The sequence below is a fragment of the Corynebacterium sp. TAE3-ERU16 genome, assembly GCF_019209935.1.
Lineage (GTDB): Bacteria > Actinomycetota > Actinomycetes > Mycobacteriales > Mycobacteriaceae > Corynebacterium > Corynebacterium antarcticum.
Window position 1 is genome coordinate 45,591 of the sequence record NZ_JAHUTN010000012.1, and the last position, 24,054, is coordinate 69,644.

Sequence of the window (24,054 nt, forward strand, 5' to 3'; positions counted from 1 at the left end):
AATCTTTATAATACGAAAATCAGTTATTACCGGCATTTAAGATGGACAAGACGACGTAGATCGATCGAACCAGAAGCTGGCCATGAAATTTCTAATGGAAAGCGAACCAGCCCGCGCGGCTAAATATTTCCGTTCTTGATTTTACCGTGAACACAAGTCGAAGGCTGGTTTTTCAAGTTCAACTTATCGCCTGAACGCTAAACATATCTGCCCAGAATACTAAGCGCCGCTTCGCCGGGCTCCCAAAGACTCATAGATCCCGCCAACCCGTTCACCCAGGATAGACCAATCACGGTTAGCCCGTACCCAGGCTAGGCCATTGCAACTCAAACGGCGTCTTAGCGCTTCGTCGTCTAGAACCATCGTTAATTTTTCTTCAAAAGAGTCGATATTACCTTTTTCAAACAAAAGGCCCGTTTCACCATCCTGGACAATCTCTTTCAACGCATCGACATTTGATGACAGGATCGACTTACCCATTGCCAATGCCTCAAACGGCTTCAATGGCGAGACCATCTCGCAAACTGGAAGTGGTTTTCGAGGAAAGGGACAAATATCTATGATCGAGTAGTAGGACTCCACATCTTCATGAGGAACCCTTCCGGTTAGTTTCACTACCTCTTCAAGACCCTCTGCTTCGACACGCGCTTTTATTCGGGGCCAAACCGCACCATCGCCAACAATCAACAGAATAAAATCACTCCGTTTCTTGGCGAGACGTACTACCACGTCGAGGAGGTCCTCCAGCCCTTCGTAGTCTACAACAGACCCTACGTAACCAATAACGGTTCTTCCATTAACCCCAATCTGTTCTTCGAGTTCCTCGTCTCGTATCAAAGGTTTAAACCGCTTGGTGTTGACCCCATTCGGGACTACCGAAATCTTTTCTTCCGGGACGCCACGTTTCACCATTTCAAACTTCAGAGCGTTTGTAATAGTTAATACCCTATCGGCTGCGTTACAGGCTTCAGCTTCGATGGCGGCCCTCTGCTTGTAGTGCTCGGTTTCTGAGTAACCCGGTTCCCTCGAAGCTCGCGTTACCTCCCAAAGCCCGCGAACCTCGTATACCACAGGTATATCGAGCCTCCTGCCGACCTCAGCTGCAGCCAAGCCATTCCAGTGGTTTGAAGCACCATGAAGGATAAGAGGCCGCTTTTCAATCGCTAGCTCTTGTGCGGCATCCGCATAGCGGCTGATAAATGTCAGCAACGGGGTCTTTCGGACCGGCAGTACGACATCTTTCGAAAACCGCTCGTAGGTAACGTTGTCTACTTGGCAGCCAACTACTGGTGTTTTTTGAACATCAAAACCAGCCCGATCATACGGATAGCCGTACCGGGTCACCCCTGAAATATCCCAACCAGATCGGTTCAACGCCGCTAGCAAGCCATGGGATCTCGTCGCATATCCGCCGGAATCATAGGGAAGAGAATTGTGAAGAAAATAAAATCCACGATTCAATATAGGTTGGTAACTTCTCTCCGCTGCCCGTCCAGAGAACGGGAATGGCCCAGTGTGATAGTTCGATCCCGTTCTATCCCCACGGCTTCTCTCGAGCCGAGCCAAATTAGTTTTCGCCCACCTATCATTGGGAACTTCCTTCAAAAATAACCGTAGGTACTCCGCTGCCATTCCGCTGCGTCGGCGTCGGAGCTCCCTGCGTGCAGCAACACGCAGCAGCGCAGGCGGAACCTCGTCAACGCCATAGTCCTTGAGAAGTGGTATTGCGGCGGAATTAGCACCTAGAACAATCTGGCAGACAGCCATCGGCATGAGATTTGGCGAACCTAATAGCTGCGAAGTTTCCCTAAGCCGCTCTTCCGAGTTCAGCCTCATGTACCTGACGACTTCGAGATCTGGACCTGATCCAAAATTTTCATCGCGGTCGAAGAAGTCTTTTACCGCTGCCATGCTGGTCCGTTTGGGTGCCAGGAAGAATAATTTAAGGAATGAATCCTCATCATCGGGCGAATAAGACCTGAGCAAACCTAACGTCAGATCATCCTTCAACTTCTGACTTAGCTTTTCTACCGCTTGCGCCTCTTCAAGTAGTTCATAAGCACGGGTATTTCCAGGCTCCAATACCAAGCATTCCAGTAGTGCATCGCGGGCAGCGGACATATCACCAGTCTGAAGGAGCTTCGAAGCATAGGACAGCGATATTAGCGAATCTTGGGGATACCGTGTTTTCGCCTGACTCAATACATCCATCGCTTTATCTTTATCACCGGCAATCCAAAGCTCGTTCGCCGTCCGACGCAATCTATCACCTTCTGCAACGCCTAAAGACGGTATTATTTTGGATATACTGGCGGGTAGCACTATTTTTAATTTACTGAAAATACTCATTGAAGTTCATTTCCTATTCCGATTAATTGATTAATATGGCGCACCATCAACTCAGGATCCGCCGCGATGTGGCCAGGTCCTTGGTCTACATAGTGTACGTCAATCGGGATTAAGGGATTCCGAACCTTCAAATCGTGAACGAAGGGCCGACAATGGTTAGAATCATGAAACCGATCTCCGCGATTCTGAACTATTGTGATTGCACAATTTCCTGTCCATTTATCTGCTCTCCCGATAAGACGCATGCGGTCTCGTTCGCAGGGGTCTAGATCTTTAGGCTCCTTCCCGAAAACCACCTCAACAGCCTGAGCAGCTACCCTTGGATAGTAACTCAAAATATCGGTTTGCGGATTAACTGCGAGCGCCGCGACCGAATTGAAGTCACTCTCGATTGCGGAAGCGACCGCGGCGAACCCCCCACCGGAGCTACCACAGAAGACGATCTTCTTCACCCTTAGCCGACAAGCTAGAGAATCGATCGCTTCTGCTACAAACTTCGCCAAATCTAGTTTTTGAGTACCCAGATACCAACCTAACGTCAAAGTTGAATCCAGATCCAAAGTAGCATCCGACACAGAAACTAGTGGGCATCCCAAGCGTCGAGCTAAATTTCCACCGGAGACAGATGGAAGCACTGAAGACTCTCGCCGGACTGCGCCTTGAAACAGTACTACTAGCGTCGCCCGGTCCCCGTGGAAATAGGAGAACGGAACACCTAATCCTTCCGATCTAGCTACTCCAATAATGCGATTATTACTCCATTTAGACGGATCATCCAGAGCGTTGAGTAGATTTTCGAATCTCGTAGAAGTTGCCCCCTTTGATACTAATTCCAAATCTGTATTCGTAGAAACAGCAAGAGGCAATCTCGTACGAGAAGATACAAGTTCCGAAGACGGAGTTGCGCGGCCCGCAACGAGCGAAAGATAGTCTAAGTACGCAGCTGACACTCCAAAATCGCGGTACAGGCCACTACCGCGAGCTTCAAGGATTGAACCCAGGTAGTCACTGCAGTATGACGCCGCATCCAAAGATTCGCCGTGGTTCTCAAAATATCGTTGAGCGTATCCTACGGCTTCTTCGAGCGGAACAGAGTCTGATTCAGGGTCCACTCGTCTTGGATTCTCCGAATCGCTTTCGCGATTGAGTCGGCCCTGCGAGTTGTCGTACGGCGAAACCGATCTAACTCCCCGCGCAGAAAACTCAAGTCCGACTACCTCATCACCTAACCTAATCTTTAGTTCGTCTATGCCGTCTTTACTCGCAAAGTCTAACGGTTCCCAAACACGATCACCAAATGAAACAACTGCACACCACTGCAGCAGCCCACGTTTAGTAGGCCGCGCACCTATTACAGAAGTATCGACCGCCTTGCCGTATCCCGTGGAGAACCATCCCTCAACAATGCTGTTGTCTCCTTGAAATACATCAGGTTGTATTCGGTCGAGCCATCGAATATGCGCCGTTTTCTCACCGCTTACCAAATCGACTCGACCACGTCGGCTGTCCGCAATCACGACCTCCGGGTGCAGATGCCAAAGTTGCCGGAATCGAGGGAACTTTTCTGAGGAGTCGATCCGGTCTACGTTATCAATTATAACAAAAATGTCCCGTTTACGGTCATAAAGGAAACGTCTTGTTGATTTAAAACCTTGGTACGGCATCTGTTCCAAAACATAATAGTCATAGTCGATGGATTTGATGTCCGTAGTTAAACTAGGTGGGTTCGTGTCTAAAAAATCCTTAGCCTCCGCAATCAGGACGTTGTGCGCCCGGCGGGATTTCATATAGTTCCGTTCTCGACTAGGGATATAGCCATACAACCCCGGATCAACAAGCCATGGTTTTCCGCTGCCATACAGAGTAAAAGAAGTTGAGTCTTGGTGGCCGTGAATTGCGCGGTCGCTGCCGAATCTTAACGAGTAGAAGGTTTCGTCTTCGAATCCTTTTTGGAATTCACCCCAACCGCTTCTCCCGAAGATATAGCCTTCCTCAAAAGTTACTGCACGTTCCGCCGGCGGGACCCCTTCCGAACCTTTAGTGAGCACATAATCGGTTTCGGCACTTCCATCTCTTGTTATTGTTTTGAGGTCGGGAGTGTCACCCAACATCTCTAGATAGCCGTTGGGCTTAACCCCGTGAACAAGCATCGATCGTCCCTTTAATAGGGTGCTGTTAAGATCTGAAAGATCAATATGCTCCCGTTCTGCTCGTTGGATAGCCTCGCGCCACCACCTATAATTCAGATCCTGATAGGACAATGATGCTTCTTTATTTACTCCTTCTTTATCGTAAGCATCCCAGAACAAGTTTCTTATCTGGACGGCGAATTCTTCGATAAGAGCGTCATCTTGGAGAAAACTAGCAGCGACAAGCAATCCCTGCAGTTGATGGAGTGCGTGATTTCCATCCGCACGGTATTTGGGATCGCTAAGGTGATCAGCGTGGACCCGGATAGCATCCACGTACTTCTGCCGCTTGTCTTCGGGTATTATTGGGTAGCCAAGCACAAGTTCAATGACTCGAAGCCCATCGGCCATGTCCATCCAAGCATATTTATCTTCGCTTTGGATTTTACTATCAATCCAACTTTCGGATATCTTAAGCCAAGTGTGTGCAGCAGTGAAACTACCCTCAATCGCTCGTCTTCGAAGCGGATCAATCCAACGCAAAGCATGGAATTGAAATCTCCAGTTGGGTTGACGAAATGGGTCTTCGTTCCATGTTAGTTCTTCAGGCATTGACCAACTCGGGTGAGGGTCCAGTGTCAACTGACCCATTAAGAGTTCATTACAAAGACGTTCATCCGAATTAGTCTTTTTAAAATGCTTGCCGATCTGTTGACGGAAAGCAACCCCTTCGTCCACTCCGACCATTGCCATATGATCACCTTTCCCAATATCGTGGCTTAATCACGCGCCTCACATACTGATGTTTCATATCTCTAGCGAGTTTATGCTGTTCGAACATAATGGCACATGCTTTTTCGGATTGTGTCCAAGAATCACAAAACTGTTTCTATGCCTGGAATTCAGTCGGCTTTTCCCCAAAACCAAACAGGTTCTTTATTGCTCCGACGCTTCTTTGAGCAGCCCTACCGTCACCATAGGGATTCACCGCATTAGCCATTTCCTCGTAGGCGGCTGAATCATCAATCAGGTGGCAGGCTTCAGCAAATATGGTTCGTTCGTCTGTTCCAATGAGTTTAACCGTACCCGCGGTGATCGCTTCGGGTCGTTCAGTATCTTTACGCATCACCAGGACGGGCTTACCCAAACTGGGTGCTTCTTCTTGAACACCTCCGGAATCAGTGAGAACGATATCTGCCCGAGCCATGAGCTTAGTGAATTGGTCATACGGAAGTGGATCCGTTATGACAATGTTGTCCCGACCTTCAATCTCAGGAAGGATTGCTCGCCTCACTTTCGGATTGAGGTGCGCCGGAAGTACAAAAACGATATCCGGGTATTTTGTGGCCAGATCGTTAAGGGCAGCACCGATCGAATTCATAACACCTAGATTTTCACGGCGGTGCGTTGTGACCATAACGATGCGATTCGACGTACTCGATAGCTCCTCTAACCGAGCGTCCTCAAACGATGTGTTCCAGGTTGCCGCCTCAAGTAGAGCATCGATCACCGTATTGCCGACAACTATGATGCGATCTTCACAACAATTCTCCGCAATCAGATTCTGCTTTGAAGTTTCTGTTGGAGCCAGGTGAAGCGATGAGATTTGCCCAATTATCTTTCGGTTTCCCTCTTCGGGAAAGGGCGAGTGGAGGTTACCGGTTCTCAGGCCTGCTTCAAGGTGAACGACCTTAATTTTTTCGTTGAAAGCTGCAATGGCTGCTGCCATTGCAGTCGATGTATCCCCTTGGACAACAACCGCATCCGGCTTCTCTTTTTCGAGTACCGGTGCGAGTCCTTCGATCGCCCTCGCGATAATTTGATTGAGGCCTTGACCGGGGCGCATAATTCCGAGATCATAGTCAGGAGTGATCCCAAACATTCCGTTCACCTGATCAAGCATTTCACGGTGTTGGCCCGTAGAGACTGTGATGCTCTCAATATCTTTGTCGGCTCCGAGCGCCTTAACCAAAGGTGCTACTTTGATCGCTTCTGGCCTGGTTCCGTAAACAGTTACGACTTTTAATCGTTGCGGGATAGTCAAAGCTAAACTCCTAGCTAGTAATGGTGAGGCAGATGGGCTTGGAACGGACTCGGGGTACGCCCGATTCCCGGTGGCCTAGGTTAATTACACAAGGGGTGTGCAATCAACGATTCTAATTTATCATGATACCGCTTTCGTCTCGTGATGATCGCTAATATCCCCCAAGCTTTTCATAGCATCTTTGAAAGCTCCGCACTGAGGGATTCGCCAGCATATACAGATCAGATGTCAGGCGATTCCGCAGCAGGCGAAACGGGCCATGAACCCAGATACCTCATATCTGTCGTTCTGGAAGAAAGATCGTTCAATGCCGCCGCTACAGCGGCATCATCAATATGACCCTTCAGATCCACATGGAATCTATAGGCTCCCAGTTGAGTTCTGGTTGGTCTTGACTCGATCCTAGTCAAGTCTATATTTCTCGAGGAAAATAGTCGTAGAGCCCTCACTAAGGATCCCGGCTCATTTCGGAGTGTGAACAGAATTGCGGTTCGATCATTGCCCGTGGATTTCGGAGATCGGGAGGTTCGACCCACGGAAACGAATCTCGTTCGGGCCCCCGGTACGTCGATGACGTTTTCTGCGATCGCGTCCAACCCAAAAATCTCGGCGGCTCGGTGGGGCGCTATAGCGGCATCAGCGCGACCTTCCGCTACGGCCTTCGCCGCTGCAGCGTTCGATGAGGCAGGAATGAATTCCGCTTCGGGAAAAGCACGGTCCGTCCAGTGTCGTACCTGCTGTCGAGCGACCGGATGGGTCGTGAAGGTATGTACGTCACTGGCCGAGGTCCCAGGGCGGACCATGATCGAGAAACTGATTTCGATCTCGGTCTCCGCGAAGATCCGTACACCTTCGCCGTCAGCCAGCGCATCGAAGGTGTGTGTGACGGGTCCGTCGACCGAGTTTTCAATCGCTACACACGCGTACTCGGCGGCTCCGGAACGGACAGCGTTCAGTGCTTCATGAGGGCTTTCCACCGGGAGTTTTCCGATGTCGCCGGGCCCGAAACTCCCCCGCCGTTGAAACTCCAGCAACGCTGCCTCGGTGAATGTTCCCTCGGGCCCCAAATAGGCGACGACAGTTCTCATAGACCGCATTGTAGCTGCCCACCCTCATTCGCCCACCCTCACGGGGTAACCTGCTCTGCATGGTCAACGGCTCCCTAGTCCCGCTCGCAGATCGGCTTCACGCCGCTTCCGGGGATCTCCCGGAAACCGTGAAGAAGCGCCTCTCCGACATCACCGAGCGCGCTGCGTCTACCCACGGATTCGTCTCCGTTGATCCTGATCTAGCTCTACGGCGTGCCCGTTTCCTCGATTCGGTTCCCACAGACCGACGGGGAAGGCTCCATGGTCTGATGCTTCCGATCAAGGATCTCATGCCCGTCGCCGGGTTGCCATGTTCCTACGGTTCCGTCACACGGACGGAACCGTCCCCCGAAACGGACCCATGGGCCGCCCAGCTCCTCATGTCGGGCATCATCATTCCGGGCAAGACCCAGACCTCCGAGATGGGTATGACAGCGTACTGCGAACCGGTGGGGATGCCTGCTGTGGCGAATCCTCTGTGGCCGGGGCGGACACCGGGCGGTTCCTCGGGAGGCGCGGCCGCGGCAGTGGCGCTCGGTCTTGTGGATGTCGCCCACGCCTCTGACGGCGGAGGCTCGATCCGGGTACCCGCGGCCGCAACGGGCACCGTGGGAGTGAAACCCCCGCACAACAGTTCCGGTGGTTCCCCCACCGCGCAAGGGTTCATAACCCGCTCGGTCGCGGACGCGGCATTCGTGTTCGGGGTTTCTCCGGTGAGACGCTCCCTGCGGATCGGTGTGCTGGTGGAACCACTGCACGGTGACGGATCGGTCAGTCCGGTGATGGTGTCGTCCGTGTTCTCGGTGGCTGATCGTCTGTCTGATCTGGGACACCGGATCCGGGAGGTGTCCCGCCCGTACGGTGGGCGACCCTTCGCGGCTTTCGGCGACGTGCTGGCCTCACGCTCCATTCACATTCCCGGGCCTGCGAGCGACATCATCGAGTGGCTGCGGGAACGTGGATCCGCACTGCCCGAGGCCCGGCGCGCGGAGGCCGTCGCCGATTTCGATGCCGTTCTACAGACGATCCTGTCCGCGTGGGACATCGACGTTCTCCTGACGCCGACGCTGGCTCACGATCCTCCGGAGATCGGCCATTTCTCCCGGCTGGAACCGCCGGAGGATTTCGCGGCGCAGACCCGCTGGACCCCGTGGGCGACATTGTTCAACATGACCGGGGGCGCGGCGGTGAGCGTACCGGTTGCGGTGGCCGGCCGCCCTCCCGTGGGCATGCATCTCGGGTCCGTACGTGCGTCCTTCGGTGAATTGCTCGGTGTGGCCTCCCAGGTGCATCCGTGATGACGCCAACACCTGACGCCCGGATGACGGCGCCCCGAATCCGCATGGAGATCGGTGTCGTGCTGCTGGTCACCTTCGGCATGGCGGGTGTGCGCTCGGCGCTCCGGCTGATCGATGCGGTCCTGGCACCGGAACCGTTGAATGCACAGAAGGTCACCCTGAATGCGCCGAAGGCCGGTGTGCACTGGCTGGATCTGGCGCTGCAGCTGTGCTCGGCGTCCGTCCTCACAGGTTGGGGTCTGCTGGTGATCTTCCTGCTGTCCGGATCCGGTGTGCGGATGCCCGGACTGCGGGGTGGTGACTGGCTGCGGGGTGCCGGCTTGGCTGCGTTGATCGGCGTTCCTGGACTGGTCTTCTACCTGACGGCGTTGCACCTGGGGCTCAGCAGGCAGGTGATACCCACGACGCTGGATTCGGTGTGGTGGCAGGCTCCCGTGCTGCTCCTGTGGTCCTTCGCCAACGCATTCGCTGAGGAAACCGTTGTGGTGCTCTGGCTGATGACCAGACTCCGCCAGCTCGGCTGGTCCACACCTGCGGTCATCGCCTCTTCCGCGCTCCTGCGCGGAAGTTACCATCTCTACCAGGGGTTTTCCGCAGGCCTGGGGAACATTCTGATGGGGCTCGTGTTCGCCTGGTTGTACACCCGGACCCGGCGCGTGTGGCCGCTCATCGTGGCGCATTTCCTCATTGATGCGGTGGCCTTCGTCGGCTACAGCACACTTGTTGAGCCACTGGGGTTGGTGGGGCTGTTCAGCTCCTAGTCTCCGCTAGGGTGGTTTGCATGGATTCTCGAGGCCCGTCCCAGCATGGTGATCTCCCGGACGACATCGCCCGCGACAGTCGGGGCAGGCCCATCCTTGACAGATTCGGGCGGCCCGTCCGGCGACGCGGTCCCGGCGGTTCTTCCCGCCCGCGACCGGAGGCCGGAAGACACGCGCACGGGGAGCGGTCCCCCCGCGAACGACTTCAGGATCGTCCGGTCCGGTCACCCCGTGGGGACACCGGGGTGACCCGCTACACGCCACGACCGCAGGAACGTCCCCCGTACTCGCGATCGACGCCGCCCCCGGAGCGTCCCATCCAATACCGCCCGGAGGCCCGGCCGGTCCCGGCCTATCGTCGTGAGAGCCCGGTTCCACCACCGAAGCAGCCCCCGGTGCACCCGGAGCGGCGCGGAGGCGGCAGGCGGGACTACTCCCCGGAGCCGCGTTCCCGCCGGCCGCGACGCCGACGCGGGCGTGGCTGCGGCATGGGGTGCATGACGCCGTTCCTGCTCGCTATCGGGATAGTGCTCACCCTGACCGTCGTCATCGGCCTGTGGGCCGACGCGAAACTGAACCGCGTCGAGGCGACCCCCACGCAACAGGTGGCGAACACCGCGGGCACGAACTGGCTGCTGGTCGGCTCGGATTCGCGGCAGGGGCTCACCCAGGAGGAGATCGACACCCTCGGCACGGGTGGGGACATCGGGGTGGGGCGCACGGACACGATCATGCTGCTGCACTACGGCCGCGGATCGAAGCCGACGCTCGTCTCCATTCCCCGTGACTCCTATGTCAACGTCCCGGGATACGGGATGAACAAGATCAACTCGGCATTCACGTTCGGTGGCCCGCAGCTGCTCACGGAGACCGTCGAGCAGGCCACCGGACTCCGGATCGACCACTACGCGGAGATCGGCTTCGGTGGTTTCGCCGGTCTGGTCGATGCGGTGGGCGGTGTGGAGATGTGCGTGACCGAGGCCATCAACGATCCGTTGGCGAACATCGATCTGCCCGCGGGGTGCCAGAAACTGAATGGTCCCGATGCTCTCGGGTATGTCCGTAGCCGAGCCTTCGAGATGGGCGACCTGGACCGGGTGTCCCACCAGCGGGAGTTCCTCTCCGCGCTGATGGAGAAGGCCACCGATCCGACGACGCTGCTCAACCCGTTCCGTCTGGGCCCGTTGATCGGTCGCGCGAGCGGCACGTTCACGGTGGGCACCGGTGACCACATCTGGAACCTGGCCCGTCTGGCCCTGGCCATGCGCTCGGGTGTCGTCACAGAGACCGTCCCGGTCGGGGGCTTCCAGGACACCGCGGTGGGCAATGTCGTGCTGTGGGATGACGCCGCCGCCCGATCCCTGTTCGATTCCCTGCGGTGAATCGGCAGGGGTAGCGAAGGAGAGAGGGCCCGGTCACCGGTGAAACGGTGACCGGGCCCTCTCTCATGTCTCCCGGATACCGCTACCGGATGGTGACCTGGCGGGACTTGATGTTGTCGAGCTGCTTGCGCTCGTCGGCGGTGAGCTCGGCGTCGTTGCCCAGCTCCCGGTTGATCTTCTTGTCCAGCGCCTCGAGCGGGGAGATGAACTCGGCCGGGGCCGTTTCCCGGGGGAGGTCGAACACCGGCACGGCGATACCGTGGGTGCGGAACACGCCGGCGAACCTGGTTCCCTCGCCGAGGGTCAGCTCGCCGGCGGCGGCGATGCGGGCGAGGGCGGAGATGAGCTTGTCCTCGTTCTCGGTGCGGATCCACCGGACATGGGCCTTCTCGCCCGGGTCGATCCACCAGACGGTGCCCTCGATGTCCGCGGTGATCTCCTCGGAGGGCATGACCGCGGCGTTGGCCTGCTCGATGCCCTGCTTGAGGCGCGGATCGAGGGCACTCCCCTCGGCGAGCCACCAGTCGAAGGTGTCGTGTGCGGTCGGGGTCAGGGTGGCGGCGGAATCGATCAGTTCCTTGAGGTCGGGCTGGTTGCCGTCCGCGGCGGTCGACTCGAGGGTCTGTCCGCTCTCCGCGCCCTTCACCCAGTTGATCGCGTAGGCGAGGTCCCGCCCGGGGTTGTGACTGTGGGCCTGAACCTGGAGCGCGACGAGGCGCTCGGTCCCGCCGTCCGGGTTCTCGCGGACGACGGCGGCGACAGCGCCGGGCAGGACGGTGCAGAGGGTGACGGGCTCATCGAGTCCGGTCACCGTGAGTTCAGCGGTAGCGGAGGGAACGAATTCCTGCAGGGCCACCAGGTCCGCTTCCATGGCGAGACCGTCGTAGGGACGGGGGTCCCGGTCGAGTGCGGCGCGTTCGGCGGCGCGGGCGGCGAGCTTCGCCTGGCGGCGGCTCATGCCCTCGGGCAGATTTTCATTCTTCTTCTTCTTTTTGGCCATGCCTTGAAGATACCCGCAGGGACCTGCTCCGGGTGCTACCGCCCGAGTACCCGCCGTGCTGTGCCGGGCCGGTTGGTGGCCATCCACCGCACACCGTGGTCCGCGGCCCATGCCATGTCGGCCGGGTCGTCCACTGTCCACATGTAACCGGGAAGTCCGCGGTACCCGATCCGGGAGGAGTTCTCTCTCGCCCTGCCCACGGAGATGCCCCAGCCGGATACCGCGCCACGGGCGTCCACCACCGGATCGTAGACGGGGCATCTGTCCCGACACAGGTGGATCCTCGGGACGGCAGGGGCGAGCTGGCGCATCCGCAGAATGGACAGCGCGGAGAAGGAGATGATCCGGATTCGGGGGTCATCGAGTAGTCCGAAGTATCTCAGCCGCAGCGTGACCTGTTCCTCCAGTTCGCGGCCGAAGCGGAGGGGATGCTTGGTCTCGATGAACAGTTCGCGGCCCGGGTACGCGGAGATGAGCTCCAGGAGGTCGTCGAGCCGGAGGGGTGGTTGCGGGTCGACCGGGGTGCCGAAGTTGAGACGGCTCAGTTCCGCGAGGCTCAGGGCGGATACGCGGCCCGATCCGTCACTCACGCGGTTCACCACGGGATCGTGGATGCACATGACGGTCCCGCAGGAACTGAGACGCACGTCACATTCGACGCCGTCCGCGCCGAGTTCGAGCGCGGACTCGAACGCGGGCATCGTCATCTCCGGGTGGTTCTCGCAGTCACCGCGGTGCGCGATGATCCTTGTTCCGGGTGCTGGTGCTTCATCGGTCACGGGTTCCATTGTCCCACTCCGGGCCCTTGCCGGTCATGATCGGTGTGCATCCACACGCCGACGGCGGGACGGGCGCCGTCACTGACCGTGCGCCCGCCCCGCCGTACAACTGCGTGCCGCGTGGAACTACCACCTCTCCTGGCCGGGAGCGATCTCCCCGGGTCCTGCTACTTCCTACTTCTCCTCGGTCGGGAAGAACTTCTCCTGGATCTCCCGGAGGGTGTTGGCCGATTGCTTGAAACGGTCCATCTCGTGCTCGGTGAGCTCCAGCTCGACGACGCGGCGGATACCGCGACGGTTCACGATCGCCGGGGTACCGATGTAGATGTTCTCCTCGCCGTACTCACCGCGCAGCAGTGCGGAGACCGGGACGGCGACGTCCTGGTTCTGGAGGATGGCACGGCTGATTCGGGCGAGCCCCATGCCGATGCCGTAGGAGGTGGATCCCTTGGCGTCGATGATCTTGTAGGCCATGTCGCGGGTCTCCTCGAAGATCCGCTCCAGCTTGGGCTCGAGTTCCGGGTCCTTCTCCAGCTGCTTGCGCATGGACACACCGGCGATCGTCGCCGAGGAGAGGACGGGCAGCTCGGTGTCGCCGTGCTCACCGATGATGTACGAGTGCACGGAGGTCGGTGCGACCTCGTACATCTCGCCCAGCATGTAGCGGAAGCGGGCGGAGTCGAGGACGGTGCCGGAGCCGATGACGCGGTGGGCGGGCAGCCCGGAGTCCTTCCAGCAGGCGTAGGTGAGGATGTCCACCGGGTTGGAGGCCACCAGGAAGATACCGTCGAAACCACTGGCCATGACGTCATCGACAATGGACTTCATGATCTTCATGTTCTTGTCGACCAGCTGGAGGCGGGTCTCGCCCGGCTTCTGGGCGGCACCGGCGCAGATGACGACCATGGCGGCGTCCTCGCAGTCCGCGTAGGTGCCCTTGGTGACCTTCGTCCGGGAGGGAGCCCAGACGACACCGTGGTTGAGGTCCATGACGTTGCCCTCGAGCTTCTTCTCATCGATGTCGATGATGGCGAGGTGGTCACAGATTCCCTGGTTGATGAGAGCGAAAGCGTAGGCGACCCCGACATCGCCGGCGCCGATGAGAACAATCTTGTTTCCGACACTGACCTTCATGGATACCTTCTCCCTGCCGGCCCGGTGGAACCGGCTGATGAGCGCCGACTGAACGACGCAGGACGTTCTTCCACAACCCATGATGCCCGTTTATGTTGCTTCGTGTGGAAAATGTGAGGAATCTATCCCTCAAACATGCCCGGCCATCCCCGTACACTGCGCCATCCCCTGAATCCGGCCCGCTCGCCGTACCCGATCAGGCGTTCATGAGCTCCGGTACATGCCACTTCCACAGCAGCCGCACCGTCACTTTCCCGTGGTTCGGGGCGGAGGCGGCCAATCCCGCCTCCCGGAGAGCCCCGGTGAGCTCGAGACCGATGTCGGACTCGTCCTCGGCGACACCGACGAAGCTGACCGGCAGGCGCCTCCTGCGCAGGAAACTCAGGTCCTGCCATTCGTCGCGGCGGACGAGAACCGCACCGCGACTTTCCGGCGGGATCTCCATCGCCTTCCAGTTGGTGAACAACCCGGAGACGATCCCCGTCTCCCGCAGCGCGGCGAAGGCCGCGAGCAACCGGTCGGCGTCCGTCGTCTGGTCCACCCACGGACGGGCGGTACGTTCGCAGTTTCCCCAGACGTGCCGCGCGAGCTCCTCGGAGACGTCGGTTACCGAACCACGGGCGTCGCGGCAGTCGAGCCGGGAGTTCAGGAGCTGCTCGACGAGATGCTCGGTGGCGTCATCCAGCTCGACTATGGCCCCGTTGAGGATGCGCTGCCCCAATTCGTCGAGGACATCATCGATCTCCCCGCTGTCGATGAGATGCTGCGCCTTCTCTGTCGTCTGGTCGTTCACGTCGTTGCTTCCTCCAGCTGACTGTCCATGGAATCGGTTCCGGATCGGCCGGGACCGGAGCCTGCCGGGCCGCCGCCGCGGGACACCCTACCTGCCGGAACACGGAAACTGCTAGCCTGGCGTGGCGTGGATTACAAGGCAATCATCTTCGACCTCGACGGCACCCTCATCGACCACACCGGCGCAGCGCGGGCGGCCTCTCGGACGTGGGCCCGTGAGCTGGGACTCCGTGGTGATCAGACGGACCGCTGGTTCGAGATCGAACGGCGTTGGTTCGAAGCCTACGAGCAGGGCACCGTCAGCCATCTGGAGCAGCGTCGCGGACGCACGAGGGAGTTCACCGGCGATCACACCCTCACGGACTCCGCGTGTGACGAGCTCTTCGGTCGTTTCCTGTCCCTGTACCGCGATGCGTGGACCGCGTTCCCGGACGCGGAACCCGCACTCCGTCGGGCACTCGAGACCGGCGCCCGGGTCGCCGTCCTCACCAACAGCGTCGCCGAGATCCAGTCCGAGAAGCTCCGGCGCACCGGCCTCGATCTACCGGGGGTTCGGCTGCTCGCGTCCGGCGATCTGGGCGTCGCCAAGCCCCGACCGGAGTGCTACCGGAAGGCCCTGGAGCTCCTCGGGGTCGCACCGGGTGAGGCGGTGATGATCGGCGACAGCTACGCGAACGATGTCGCCGGACCGAGACGAGCCGGCATGGCGGCGGTCTGGCTGAACCGGGATGACCTCCCTGCGGTGAATGGCGACCCGGGGGTTGCGGGCCTCGCCGGTTTTCCGCCCGGGGGAATGACCCCCGAGATCAATCACACGTACGTTGGCAGGTCCTCCACGACCCGCCCGGGCTGCACCACCGGCAGAAACTGACGGGCGATTGGACGCCATGCACCCCACGGAGACGCATCCTCACTACACAGCCATAAATTAGCAATTACCCATGCAGCGGGGCAGTGAACGAGCCTTCGGATATGCGTCTTTCTCAGCGAACAGCTAAAGTTTTTAAAGAACAGACATCTTCCAGCAGTTCGGAGCTCCAATTGCGCACATTCAACCGTCTCCGCCTCACGAGCACAGCCGTGCTCGCCACCTCTGCGGTCGTATTCGGAGCCCTCGCCCCGGTGGCCACAGCGTCTGAGCCACCCGTACTGTCAAAACCCTACGAATGGACCGAGGACTTCGACTCCGCTGACGCCCTCGACGGCTGGTTGATCTTCAACCAGCCCGACTATTTGAATAAGAACGTCACGGTGACCCCGGACGCGGTCGAGGTCAGGGACGGAATGCTGGTAATCACCACCGCACGTCACTGCATCGAAAAAGACGGCGACCCTCTGACAGACGCCAATATCGTCGAAACTCCGTGCCCGGAGAACATGATCACCCGGTACACCACGGGTCGGCTCCACAGCGACTGGGTCGCATCCGGGCTTTTCACCGTGAACGTGAGAGCGAAGTTCCACACCGGCGGCGTCAAGGGTGTCCGAAGTGCGATCTGGATGCAGAATGACCAACCGGCCTGCCGCGCGGGAGCGACCGACAGCAGCTACGGGGAGCTCGACATCATCGAGCACTACTCATGGCCCTGGCGATCGAAGCACTCTCCGGCGACGGTCCACTTCGGCTGCAACGAGTCAGGAACCATCCGCGATGGTCGGGTGTTCTCCGAGGGAAAGGACATAGCGGAGAACTGGCACACGTGGACACTGCAGACGACGACGGATGATCTCCGCTTCTCCATAGACGGGAAACCCATCCTGCACGAGAGCGGTCCCCCATTCGACGAGAAGGAGCACATCACTCCTGCAGACCTGGACATCTCGGGCGAGAAGTACCGCGAGATCCTCTCCCGTCCATACCGACTCATCCTGAATCAGTATGTCGAGGTCAAGGACTGGGCACATCCCGCATCGGATTCGGATCCGTTCCCGGTGCGCCAGATGTTCGTCGACAGCATCTCCCTCAAGGGGCAGCCGTTCACCACCGACGAACCGACCACCCCGGCCACGCCGACCGACGAACCGACCACCCCGGCCACGCCGACCGACGAACCGACCACCCCGGCCACGCCGACCGACGAACCGACCACCCCGGCCACGCCGACCGACGAACCCACCACCCCGGCCACGCCGACCGACGAACCCACCACCCCGGCCACGCCGACCGACGAACCCACCACCCCGGCCACGCCGACCGACGAACCCACCACCCCGGCCACGCCGACCGACGAACCTCCGGTTCCGGGCTCCTCCACCCCGACAGGTCAGAACAGCTGGACACTCCTGGGTGGGGCTTTCACCGCGATCATCGGAGCGCTGTCTGTGTTCACTCTGGTTGCACTTCCGATCATCGGCTGGCTTCATTCCACAGTTCAACTGAATGCGCTTCTGCGGTCCATCGGCTTCCGGATGTGACCGGACAGGACCCCAGATGAATGAGGGACCGGGTACCACTTTCGCGGTGGTCCCCGGTCTCTCCCGCTTTTCCAGGAATTTTCCGGAGGCTGTGTGGCCCACGGCATTCAGTCGCGTTCCGTCTGCTCCGGCACCCCGCAGGCGACCCCGGTGGAGTGGTGTGGACAGTACCCCCCGGGATTCTTGTGCAGGTACTGCTGGTGGTGGTCCTCGGCGCGGTAGTAGTCCCCGGCGGGCGTCTCCGCGAGCGGGAGAATCTCGGTCGTGACGGGACCGTAGCCTGCGCCCGCCAGCCGTTCCCCGTAGTCGGTGACCATCGCCCGGATCATGTCGGCGTCGGCACGGGCACGCTCGGGGCCACCCGTGGTGTAGAAGGCGGACCGGTACTGGGTGCCCACGTCGTTCCCCTGGCGGAAACCCTGGGTGGGATCGTGCGCCTCGAGGGCGGTGGCGACGATCTGCGGCAGCGCCACACGGGCCGGATCGAACACCACTTCGACGACCTCCGCGTGACCCGTACGGCCCGTGCAGACCTCCCGGTAGGTGGGATTGGGCGTGTAGCCGCCGGCGTAGCCGACGGAGGTCGACTCCACCCCCTCGAGTTCCCAGAAGATCTTCTCGGCACCCCAGAAACAACCGATCCCGATGAGGACGCTGGACTGTCCGTCCCGCCACGGGCCCGTGACCGGGGTCCCGAGAACCGCGTGCGGGTGCGGCTCATCCAGGACCGGGCTCCGACCCCCCTTGAGAGCATCATCTGCGGTGACCATCTCGGGCTCGCGCCCCATCAACCATCCCATGTCGGGCCCCTTTCTCGGTGCATGTTCGTGACCACCACCCTAGGCGGTGGAACGGGGGGATGGTGTTTCCACGGAATTACCCCTAACCGGGGGAATTGGTGCTTAGCGGCAGGCGACAGGCACAGGGGACTGATGTTCGGCCGAACGTACTTATAACAATTTCGTGCTAGATGTGTGACGTTATTCTGTCTTGACCTATCATGGGGGCCACGGCGCGGACCTGTTCCGCGCTCCGTCTTATACGAAAGGATTTTCACATGACCACCTACTACGAGCTCCCCGAGCTGGATTACGACTACGATGCCCTCGAGCCGCACATCTCCGCCGAGATCATGGAGCTGCACCACTCCAAGCATCACGCCAACTACGTCAAGGGTGCCAACGCGGCCATGGAGGCACTCGCCAAGGCCCGCGAGAACGGCACCATCGGTGATGAGGTCACCGCACTGTCGAAGAACCTCGCCTTCAACCTCGGTGGCCACACCAACCACTCCATCTTCTGGAAGAACCTCTCCCCCAACGGTGGCGGCGAGCCCACCGGTGAGCTGGCCGAGGCCATCGAGCGGGACTTCGGTTCCTTCGAGAAGTTCAAGGAGCACTTCTCCGGTGCCGCGCTGGGCCTGCAGGGCTCCGGCTGGGCGGTCCTGGGTTACGACCACATCGGCGGCCGCCTCGTCGTCGAGCAGCTGACCGATCAGCAGGGCAACATCTCCGCCAACCTGACCCCGCTGCTCATGCTGGACATGTGGGAGCACGCCTTCTACCTCCAGTACAAGAACGTCAAGGCCGACTACGTCAAGGCCGTGTGGAACGTCTTCAACTGGGACGATGTCGCCGAGCGTTACGCCGGCGCCGCCAAGAAGTAGGCTCCACGGATCCAACCGCCCACCATCTTCGGTGGGCGGTTTTTCCGTGGTCGGATCCCGCGGAAAGGGTCCGCTAGGCGACCCCGGTGAGACGTCGTCGCCCGACCGGGACGATGAGCGGTCTGTCCGACACGGGATCCGGCAGGATCCGGGCGTTCAGGCCGAACACGGAATCCAGCAGCTCCTCGGTGACGATGTCCGCGGGATCCCCCTGGGCGACGACGGCGCCGTCGCGCATGACCACGAGATTGTCGCTGTAGCGGCAGGCCAGAGCGAGATCGTGGAGGACCATGACCACCGTCCTGCCGTGGTCCGCCTGCATCGAGTCGATCAGGTCCAGCACGTCGAGGGAGTGGGCGAGGTCGAGATAGGTGGTCGGTTCGTCGAGGAGCAGGATGTCGGTCTGCTGGGCCAGCGCCATGGAGAGCCACACCCGCTGACGCTGGCCACCGGACAGTGAGTCCACCGCGCGGTCCGCGAGATCGGCCACGCCTGTCAGCTCGAGTGCCTCCCGGACCGCGTCATCGTCGTCAGCCGCCCACTGGCGGATCCAGCTTCGGTGCGGGTGCCTGCCGAGCACGACGAGATCGGCGACCAGGACACCCTCCGGCGCCACCGGATTCTGCGGGAGAACCCCCAACCTGCGGGCGAGGACCCTGGACGGGACCCGGGACAGGGGTGTCCCGTCGATGGTCACCTCGCCCGCACGGAGGGGAAGCAGCCGGCACAGGGCCTTCAGGAGCGTTGACTTCCCGCATCCGTTGGGGCCGATCACGGAGGTGACCGCGCCTCTCGGTATGTCGATGTCCAGACCGCTGATGACGCGATGGTCCCGGTACCCGACATCGATACCCCGGGCGGTGAGCGCGGTGGCACCCGGCGCGGTGTGGGTGTGCGTGTCGGTGTTCACAGGGTGACCTTTCGGTTGGTCCGGATGAGCAGAAAGATGAGGAAGGGGCCGCCGATCGCGGCGGTCGCGACCCCGACTGGCAGGGTCCAGGGCAGCACGCTGCCGGTGACGATGTCCGCGGCGAGGATGATGATGGCCCCGGTCAGTGCGCCGGCCGCCAGTGGCGGCGTGGGGGAACCGGTCAACAGCCTCGCCACCTGCGGTGAGACGAAGGCGACGAATCCGATGGGGCCCGCCGCTGCGACGGTCACCGATGTCAGTGCGATCGCCACGAGCAGCACGAGGGCCTGGGTGACCGTGACACGGACGCCGAGACCGACGGAGAGATCACGCCCGAAGTGAAGTGGCCTGAGGTCGAACGCCGAGACGAGCAGGACCGGTACGGAGACCAGGAACACGATGACCAGAGGAACGAACTCGGGCCATCCACGTCCGTTCAGGGAACCGGTCAGCCACAGCGTGGCCTGCTCCGCACGACGGATGTCGGCGATGACTAGCAGCCAGGTGACCAGCGACCCCAGGAGCGCATTGACGCCGATGCCGATGAGTACGAGGCGGTAGGGGTCGACCCCGTTCTTCAGCGCCAGCAGATAGATCACCACCGCGGTAGCCAGACCGCCGCACAGTGCGGCCACAGGCACACCGATCAGCACACCCGCGATGCTGACACCCGATCCACCGAGGACGATCACCGCAACCGCGGCGACCGACGCGCCCATCGAGATACCGAGGATGTCCGGTGACGCGAGGGCGTTCCGGGCGATGGACTGGGTGATCGCCCCCGACACCCCCAGGCACAGTCCGATGACGACAGCGACCAGTGCGCGCCCCAACCGCCACTGGACGACGATCGTCCGCTCGATGTCGGTTCCGCCTCCGGCGACGATCACCGGGACCCGGGTGACCGACACGGGATAGTCACCACGGCTGAGTGCGACGGCGAGGAGAACCAGCAGCACCGACGTGAGCACCAGCACAACGACGAGCCCCCGCCATCTGACCCGCGCCGTCGGCAGCGGCCAGATGAGCTCACTGTTCCGGGGCAGGATCCGCTGTCCCGCGGTGGCCGGGAAACCGTCGTGTGTGTCACTGATTCGATCGTTCACAGCGTCACCAGTCTCTTTCTCCGTACCAGGGCGATGAAGAAGGGGGCGCCGATCAGGGCGAGGACGATTCCCACCTGCAGCTCTCCGGGGCGGACGAGAGTCCGTCCGACGATATCCGCCACCACCAGAACGAGGGAACCGGTCAGCGCGGAGGCCGGTACGATCCACCGGTAGTCGGGGCCGGTCATCGCCCGCACCACGTGGGGGACCATGAGTCCGAGGAAACCGATCGGGCCCACAGCCGCCGTGGCACCGCCCGCGAGCAGCGTGATCGCGGCGAAGCCGAGGAGTCGGGCCCTCACGACGTTCACCCCGAGCCCGGTAGCGACCTCGGTTCCCACGGTGAGGAGATTCAGTGTGGGCCCGCTCGCGAGGGCGATGAGGAACCCGACGATGAGGAGAGGTGCGACAGCGGACAGAATGCCCAGGTCCCTGCCGCTCACCGATCCCGCGTTCCAGAACCTGAGTTTATCCATGGACGCCTCATCCATCAGGATGATCGCCGTGGTGACGGAACCGAAGAAGGCGGTGAGCGCCGCACCCGCGAGGATCAGACTCAGCGGATTCGCACCACCCCCACCGATCGCGGACACCGTGAACACGATGGCGGAGCCCAGGGCCGCCCCGATGAGTGCGGCCCACATGTAGACGTGGATGTCCCCGACCCGGAAGAGATACACGGTGAGCACGATTCCCAGTGCGGCACCGGCGGAAACCCCGAGTATCCCGGGATCCGCGAGCGGATTCCGGGTGTGTCCCTGGATGAGTGCACCGGCGACCCCGAGAGCCGCGCCCGTGACGACGGCGAGGGCCGTGCGCGGTATCCGCTGCTCCCACACGATGATCCCGGTCTCCGTGTCGGTGCCGCCCCACACACGGAGCGACTCCCAGACGTCAGCCGCCGCGGTGATACGCGCACCGACATGCAGCGACAGCAGGACGGCGAGACAGAGTCCCACGGACATCAGGAGCATGAGCGGCCCCCGGAGGGAGCGGAGACGGGTGACTCCGGAGGTGTCGGGACCGGATGCGTCGGCGCACCCGGATTCCGTCACCGACCGCGCGGTCAATTGTCGTCGCGGTGATTGTCGACATCGAACATCTCGGCGACGTCGTCGAGCAGCAGCGGCGCGGCGAGCGGGGAGACGTTCATGTACCAGACGCGGTCCCACACGGGCTTCTTCTCACCCCTGAGGTTGGCCCACAGGCTCCCCTCCATCACGGGCGCGACCTCCTCCTTCCAGGCGGGGTACCGGTCGGAGTCCTCCTCAGGTGCCATGTAGAGGATCAGGTCCGCATCGATGTCCCCCACGGTCTCCGCGGAGAAGTCCGTGAAGATCTCCTCCGGGGCGTCCTTCGGTGCGATCTGGTTCTCGGGACGGGGCAGACCGACGTCGGCGATGAGTGATCCCGGGAAGGAGGTGTCGCGGAACATCCGCATGTTGGGGGCCAGACGCACGATGGAGACGGTGGGCCTGCCCTCCTTCGTCTCGATGTCTTCGCCGATGGCGTGCGCCCGATCGACGATTCCGTCGAGCACCTCGTGGGCCCGTTCCTCCATACCCAGTGCCTTACCGGTGAGGATCAGGTTCTCCCGCCATGTCGTTCCGGCCTTCTCCGAGTACACGGTCGGTGCGATCTCGCTCAGCTGGTCGTAGAAGTCCTTGGACCGGTAGTCGCTGGAGAGGATGAGGTCGGGCTGCAGCGCGGCGACCATCTCGAGGCTGGGTTCCTTCACGTCCCCCACGTCGACGGCGTCAGCGACGAGCTTCTTCTGTTCCTCGGTCACGTACGGCGGAATTCCGGAGCCGTTGAAGCTGGCGTACCCGACGACGGAATCGTCACCGAGGGCGATGACGTTCTCCAGGTAGCTGTTGTCCAGGACGACGACTCGCTCGGGCTTCTTCTCCAGGGTCGTGGTCCCACGGAAGTGCTCGATCGTCACCGGGAAAGCCGTCTGTGCCTCCGATCCGGTGTCGGATGCCGCGGTGGTGGCGTTCCCCGCATCGGGACCGGTGGCCTCCTCCCCGGAATCGGTCGAGCACCCCGCGAGCAGGGAGACGGTCAGTGCAACGGCGAGAGTCGCCTGAACCGGGTTCTTCATGATGGTTTTCTCCTGACGTAACGTTAAAGAAATGATTAATGCCGTACGATTTCGGCACAAACGGTAGTTAGGTTACGCAATCCCATCTTCTCGGGCAACGGGGTCAGCCCCAAGCAGGAAACGGTCGACGGCCTCATCAGGGGTTAACGGGTCAGGTATCGCCCCCGGCGGCTGAAATAAACCCGCGGAACCGGTCCACCGGCGGCGCGGGTGCCGCCGCGGTCCGCCAGACCACACCGAGTTCGCGGTACGCCGGCGGATCCAGGGGGCGGAGCAGCAGGCCCGCCGGCGCCAGGTAGGGATCGTTCATCGGCAGCAGTGCCACCCCGAGCCCCGCGCTCACCAGCCCGGCGACGGTGCTGAGTTCCATCGACTCGAACACGAGATTCGGCCGGAAACCGGCCCCGGTGGTCAATTCCTCGAGCAACTGCCGGGTGCCGTAGCCGGCACGCATCCCGATGAAGGGTTCCCCGGCCGCGGCCGACAGCGGCACCGGACCATTCTCCGCGGCGAGCCGATGCCCCTCCGGGACGGCGAGCGCCAGCGGCTGGCGGTGCAGGCGGAGCCATCCGAGTGCGGCACCGTCCCCGCGACTCTCGCCGGGGCGTGGCCCGACGAGCGCCAGGTCCGCGTCATCCCGGAGAACCCGCTCCACGAGCTGACGGGCGGCTCCCTGGTGGAGTTCGAACTGCACACCGGCGTGTTCCGCGCGGTAGGCGCGCAGCAGTCCAGGGACGAGCCAGGTCCCGAGGGAGTGCATGAAGTCGATGCGCACGGTGCCGCGTTCCGGGTCCATGAGGCGCTCCATGTCCGTCCGGGCGGCGGTGAATCCGGCGCTGATGCGGCGGGCGTGACCGAGGAAGGCCCGTCCCCGGGTGTTCAGCGTCAGCGTCCGCCCGGCGCGGTCGAACAGGTTCGTACCGAGATCCTCCTCCAGCCGGGCGATTCTCCGGGATAGCGTCGGCTGGGGAATTCCGAGTTCTTCCGCGGTCGCGGTGAGATGCCCGGACTCCGCGAGGCGGATGAACGCATCGACGTCATCGAGCCGGGGTGAGGAACGGCGTCGCATCATCGCCCTTTCATGCGTTTAGTGCATC

At 61.0% G+C, this 24,054-nt stretch carries 20 protein-coding genes; 6 read left to right on the forward strand and 14 right to left on the reverse strand.

What is annotated here, in order from left to right; all coding sequences use genetic code 11:
• Window positions 1-219 precede the first annotated feature (219 nt).
• From KRX55_RS11340 to pheA, 4 genes are all read right to left on the reverse strand, one after another.
• Window positions 220-2,349 (reverse strand): glycosyltransferase family 4 protein, encoded by a 2,130-nt coding sequence (locus KRX55_RS11340; protein WP_218407838.1) that lies wholly within the window; start codon window positions 2,347-2,349, stop codon window positions 220-222.
• Complete coding sequence (locus KRX55_RS11345; RefSeq protein ID WP_218407839.1) at window positions 2,346-5,231, reverse strand: heparinase II/III domain-containing protein; 2,886 nt, start codon at window positions 5,229-5,231, stop codon at window positions 2,346-2,348. The genes KRX55_RS11340 and KRX55_RS11345 overlap by 4 nt, the downstream gene beginning before the upstream one ends.
• A 136-nt stretch (window positions 5,232-5,367) precedes the next feature.
• A complete protein-coding gene (wecB, locus tag KRX55_RS11350) occupies window positions 5,368-6,522 on the reverse strand; it encodes a non-hydrolyzing UDP-N-acetylglucosamine 2-epimerase (RefSeq protein WP_218407840.1) in 1,155 nt (384 codons plus the stop codon).
• Window positions 6,523-6,743: 221 nt separating this feature from the next.
• Complete coding sequence (pheA, locus tag KRX55_RS11355) at window positions 6,744-7,610, reverse strand: prephenate dehydratase (RefSeq protein ID WP_218407841.1); 867 nt, start codon at window positions 7,608-7,610, stop codon at window positions 6,744-6,746.
• A gap of 59 nt (window positions 7,611-7,669) precedes the next feature.
• Between pheA and KRX55_RS11360 the strand changes: the two genes are divergently transcribed.
• Genes KRX55_RS11360 through KRX55_RS11370 form a run of 3 tightly spaced genes read left to right on the forward strand, consistent with a single transcriptional unit; the run spans window position 7,670 to window position 11,051 of the window.
• Window positions 7,670-8,908, forward strand: a complete 1,239-nt coding sequence (locus KRX55_RS11360) for an amidase family protein (protein ID WP_218407842.1) — start codon at window positions 7,670-7,672, stop codon at window positions 8,906-8,908.
• Window positions 8,908-9,669, forward strand: coding sequence for a CPBP family intramembrane glutamic endopeptidase (locus KRX55_RS11365; RefSeq protein WP_255567801.1), 762 nt, complete (start codon window positions 8,908-8,910; stop codon window positions 9,667-9,669). Before KRX55_RS11360 ends, KRX55_RS11365 begins: the two co-directional genes overlap by 1 nt.
• Window positions 9,670-9,689: 20 nt before the next feature.
• Window positions 9,690-11,051 carry an LCP family protein gene (locus KRX55_RS11370; RefSeq protein ID WP_218407843.1) on the forward strand — a complete coding sequence of 454 codons (1,362 nt, stop codon included), beginning with the start codon at window positions 9,690-9,692 and terminating at the stop codon, window positions 11,049-11,051.
• Between the two features lie 82 nt (window positions 11,052-11,133).
• Here KRX55_RS11370 and KRX55_RS11375 read toward each other — a convergent pair whose 3' ends face one another.
• From KRX55_RS11375 to KRX55_RS11390, 4 genes are all read right to left on the reverse strand, one after another.
• Complete coding sequence (locus tag KRX55_RS11375; protein ID WP_218407844.1) at window positions 11,134-12,051, reverse strand: DUF5926 family protein; 918 nt, start codon at window positions 12,049-12,051, stop codon at window positions 11,134-11,136.
• A 35-nt stretch (window positions 12,052-12,086) separates the two neighbouring features.
• Window positions 12,087-12,830: a glycerophosphodiester phosphodiesterase family protein gene (locus KRX55_RS11380; RefSeq protein WP_370625844.1), complete on the reverse strand. Its 744-nt coding sequence runs from the start codon at window positions 12,828-12,830 to the stop codon at window positions 12,087-12,089.
• 174 nt (window positions 12,831-13,004) lie between these two features.
• Window positions 13,005-13,964 carry an L-lactate dehydrogenase gene (locus KRX55_RS11385; protein WP_218407846.1) on the reverse strand — a complete coding sequence of 320 codons (960 nt, stop codon included), beginning with the start codon at window positions 13,962-13,964 and terminating at the stop codon, window positions 13,005-13,007.
• A 196-nt stretch (window positions 13,965-14,160) separates the two neighbouring features.
• On the reverse strand, window positions 14,161-14,757 hold the full coding sequence (locus KRX55_RS11390; protein WP_218407847.1) for a DUF6891 domain-containing protein: 597 nt from the start codon (window positions 14,755-14,757) through the stop codon (window positions 14,161-14,163).
• Window positions 14,758-14,883: 126 nt separating this feature from the next.
• Here KRX55_RS11390 and KRX55_RS11395 point away from each other — a divergent pair, with 126 nt between their 5' ends.
• Complete coding sequence (locus tag KRX55_RS11395) at window positions 14,884-15,627, forward strand: HAD family hydrolase (protein WP_218407848.1); 744 nt, start codon at window positions 14,884-14,886, stop codon at window positions 15,625-15,627.
• A 170-nt stretch (window positions 15,628-15,797) separates the two neighbouring features.
• Window positions 15,798-17,171 (forward strand): glycoside hydrolase family 16 protein, encoded by a 1,374-nt coding sequence (locus KRX55_RS11400; RefSeq protein WP_218407849.1) that lies wholly within the window; start codon window positions 15,798-15,800, stop codon window positions 17,169-17,171.
• A gap of 107 nt (window positions 17,172-17,278) precedes the next feature.
• Here KRX55_RS11400 and msrA read toward each other — a convergent pair whose 3' ends face one another.
• Complete coding sequence (gene msrA / locus KRX55_RS11405; protein WP_218407850.1) at window positions 17,279-17,971, reverse strand: peptide-methionine (S)-S-oxide reductase MsrA; 693 nt, start codon at window positions 17,969-17,971, stop codon at window positions 17,279-17,281.
• Window positions 17,972-18,228: 257 nt separating this feature from the next.
• Here msrA and KRX55_RS11410 point away from each other — a divergent pair, with 257 nt between their 5' ends.
• Window positions 18,229-18,837, forward strand: a complete 609-nt coding sequence (locus KRX55_RS11410; RefSeq protein ID WP_218407851.1) for a superoxide dismutase — start codon at window positions 18,229-18,231, stop codon at window positions 18,835-18,837.
• A gap of 73 nt (window positions 18,838-18,910) precedes the next feature.
• On the opposite strand, the gene KRX55_RS11415 is transcribed toward KRX55_RS11410, so the two are convergent.
• The 5 genes from KRX55_RS11415 to KRX55_RS11435 form a co-directional block, all read right to left on the reverse strand.
• The gene (locus KRX55_RS11415; RefSeq protein ID WP_218407852.1) at window positions 18,911-19,747 is read right to left on the reverse strand and encodes an ABC transporter ATP-binding protein; all 837 of its coding nucleotides are present in this window, start codon (window positions 19,745-19,747) and stop codon (window positions 18,911-18,913) included.
• Window positions 19,744-20,853, reverse strand: a complete 1,110-nt coding sequence (locus KRX55_RS11420) for a FecCD family ABC transporter permease (protein WP_370625845.1) — start codon at window positions 20,851-20,853, stop codon at window positions 19,744-19,746. The genes KRX55_RS11415 and KRX55_RS11420 overlap by 4 nt, the downstream gene beginning before the upstream one ends.
• Window positions 20,850-21,908: a FecCD family ABC transporter permease gene (locus KRX55_RS11425; RefSeq protein WP_218407853.1), complete on the reverse strand. Its 1,059-nt coding sequence runs from the start codon at window positions 21,906-21,908 to the stop codon at window positions 20,850-20,852. Before KRX55_RS11425 ends, KRX55_RS11420 begins: the two co-directional genes overlap by 4 nt.
• Window positions 21,909-21,919: 11 nt before the next feature.
• Entirely contained in the window at window positions 21,920-22,957 is a 1,038-nt protein-coding gene (locus tag KRX55_RS11430; RefSeq protein ID WP_218407854.1) for an ABC transporter substrate-binding protein, read from the reverse strand.
• 151 nt (window positions 22,958-23,108) lie between these two features.
• The gene (locus KRX55_RS11435) at window positions 23,109-24,029 is read right to left on the reverse strand and encodes a LysR family transcriptional regulator (RefSeq protein WP_218407855.1); all 921 of its coding nucleotides are present in this window, start codon (window positions 24,027-24,029) and stop codon (window positions 23,109-23,111) included.
• Window positions 24,030-24,054: the final 25 nt, after the last annotated feature.

Excerpts from the sequence above, each read along its gene's own strand:
- KRX55_RS11340 (WP_218407838.1), bottom strand. The coding sequence starts at position 2,349 with ATGAGTATTTTCAGTAAATTAAAAATAGTGCTACCCGCCAGTATATCC.
- KRX55_RS11435 (WP_218407855.1), bottom strand. The coding sequence starts at position 24,029 with ATGATGCGACGCCGTTCCTCACCCCGGCTCGATGACGTCGATGCGTTC.
- KRX55_RS11370 (WP_218407843.1), top strand. The coding sequence starts at position 9,690 with ATGGATTCTCGAGGCCCGTCCCAGCATGGTGATCTCCCGGACGACATC.
- KRX55_RS11385 (WP_218407846.1), bottom strand. The coding sequence starts at position 13,964 with ATGAAGGTCAGTGTCGGAAACAAGATTGTTCTCATCGGCGCCGGCGAT.
- KRX55_RS11360 (WP_218407842.1), top strand. The coding sequence starts at position 7,670 with ATGGTCAACGGCTCCCTAGTCCCGCTCGCAGATCGGCTTCACGCCGCT.
- KRX55_RS11430 (WP_218407854.1), bottom strand. The coding sequence starts at position 22,957 with ATGAAGAACCCGGTTCAGGCGACTCTCGCCGTTGCACTGACCGTCTCC.
- pheA (WP_218407841.1), bottom strand. The coding sequence starts at position 7,610 with ATGAGAACTGTCGTCGCCTATTTGGGGCCCGAGGGAACATTCACCGAG.
- KRX55_RS11365 (WP_255567801.1), top strand. The coding sequence starts at position 8,908 with ATGACGCCAACACCTGACGCCCGGATGACGGCGCCCCGAATCCGCATG.
- KRX55_RS11375 (WP_218407844.1), bottom strand. The coding sequence starts at position 12,051 with ATGGCCAAAAAGAAGAAGAAGAATGAAAATCTGCCCGAGGGCATGAGC.
- KRX55_RS11410 (WP_218407851.1), top strand. The coding sequence starts at position 18,229 with ATGACCACCTACTACGAGCTCCCCGAGCTGGATTACGACTACGATGCC.
- KRX55_RS11345 (WP_218407839.1), bottom strand. The coding sequence starts at position 5,231 with ATGGCAATGGTCGGAGTGGACGAAGGGGTTGCTTTCCGTCAACAGATC.
- msrA (WP_218407850.1), bottom strand. The coding sequence starts at position 17,971 with ATGGGATGGTTGATGGGGCGCGAGCCCGAGATGGTCACCGCAGATGAT.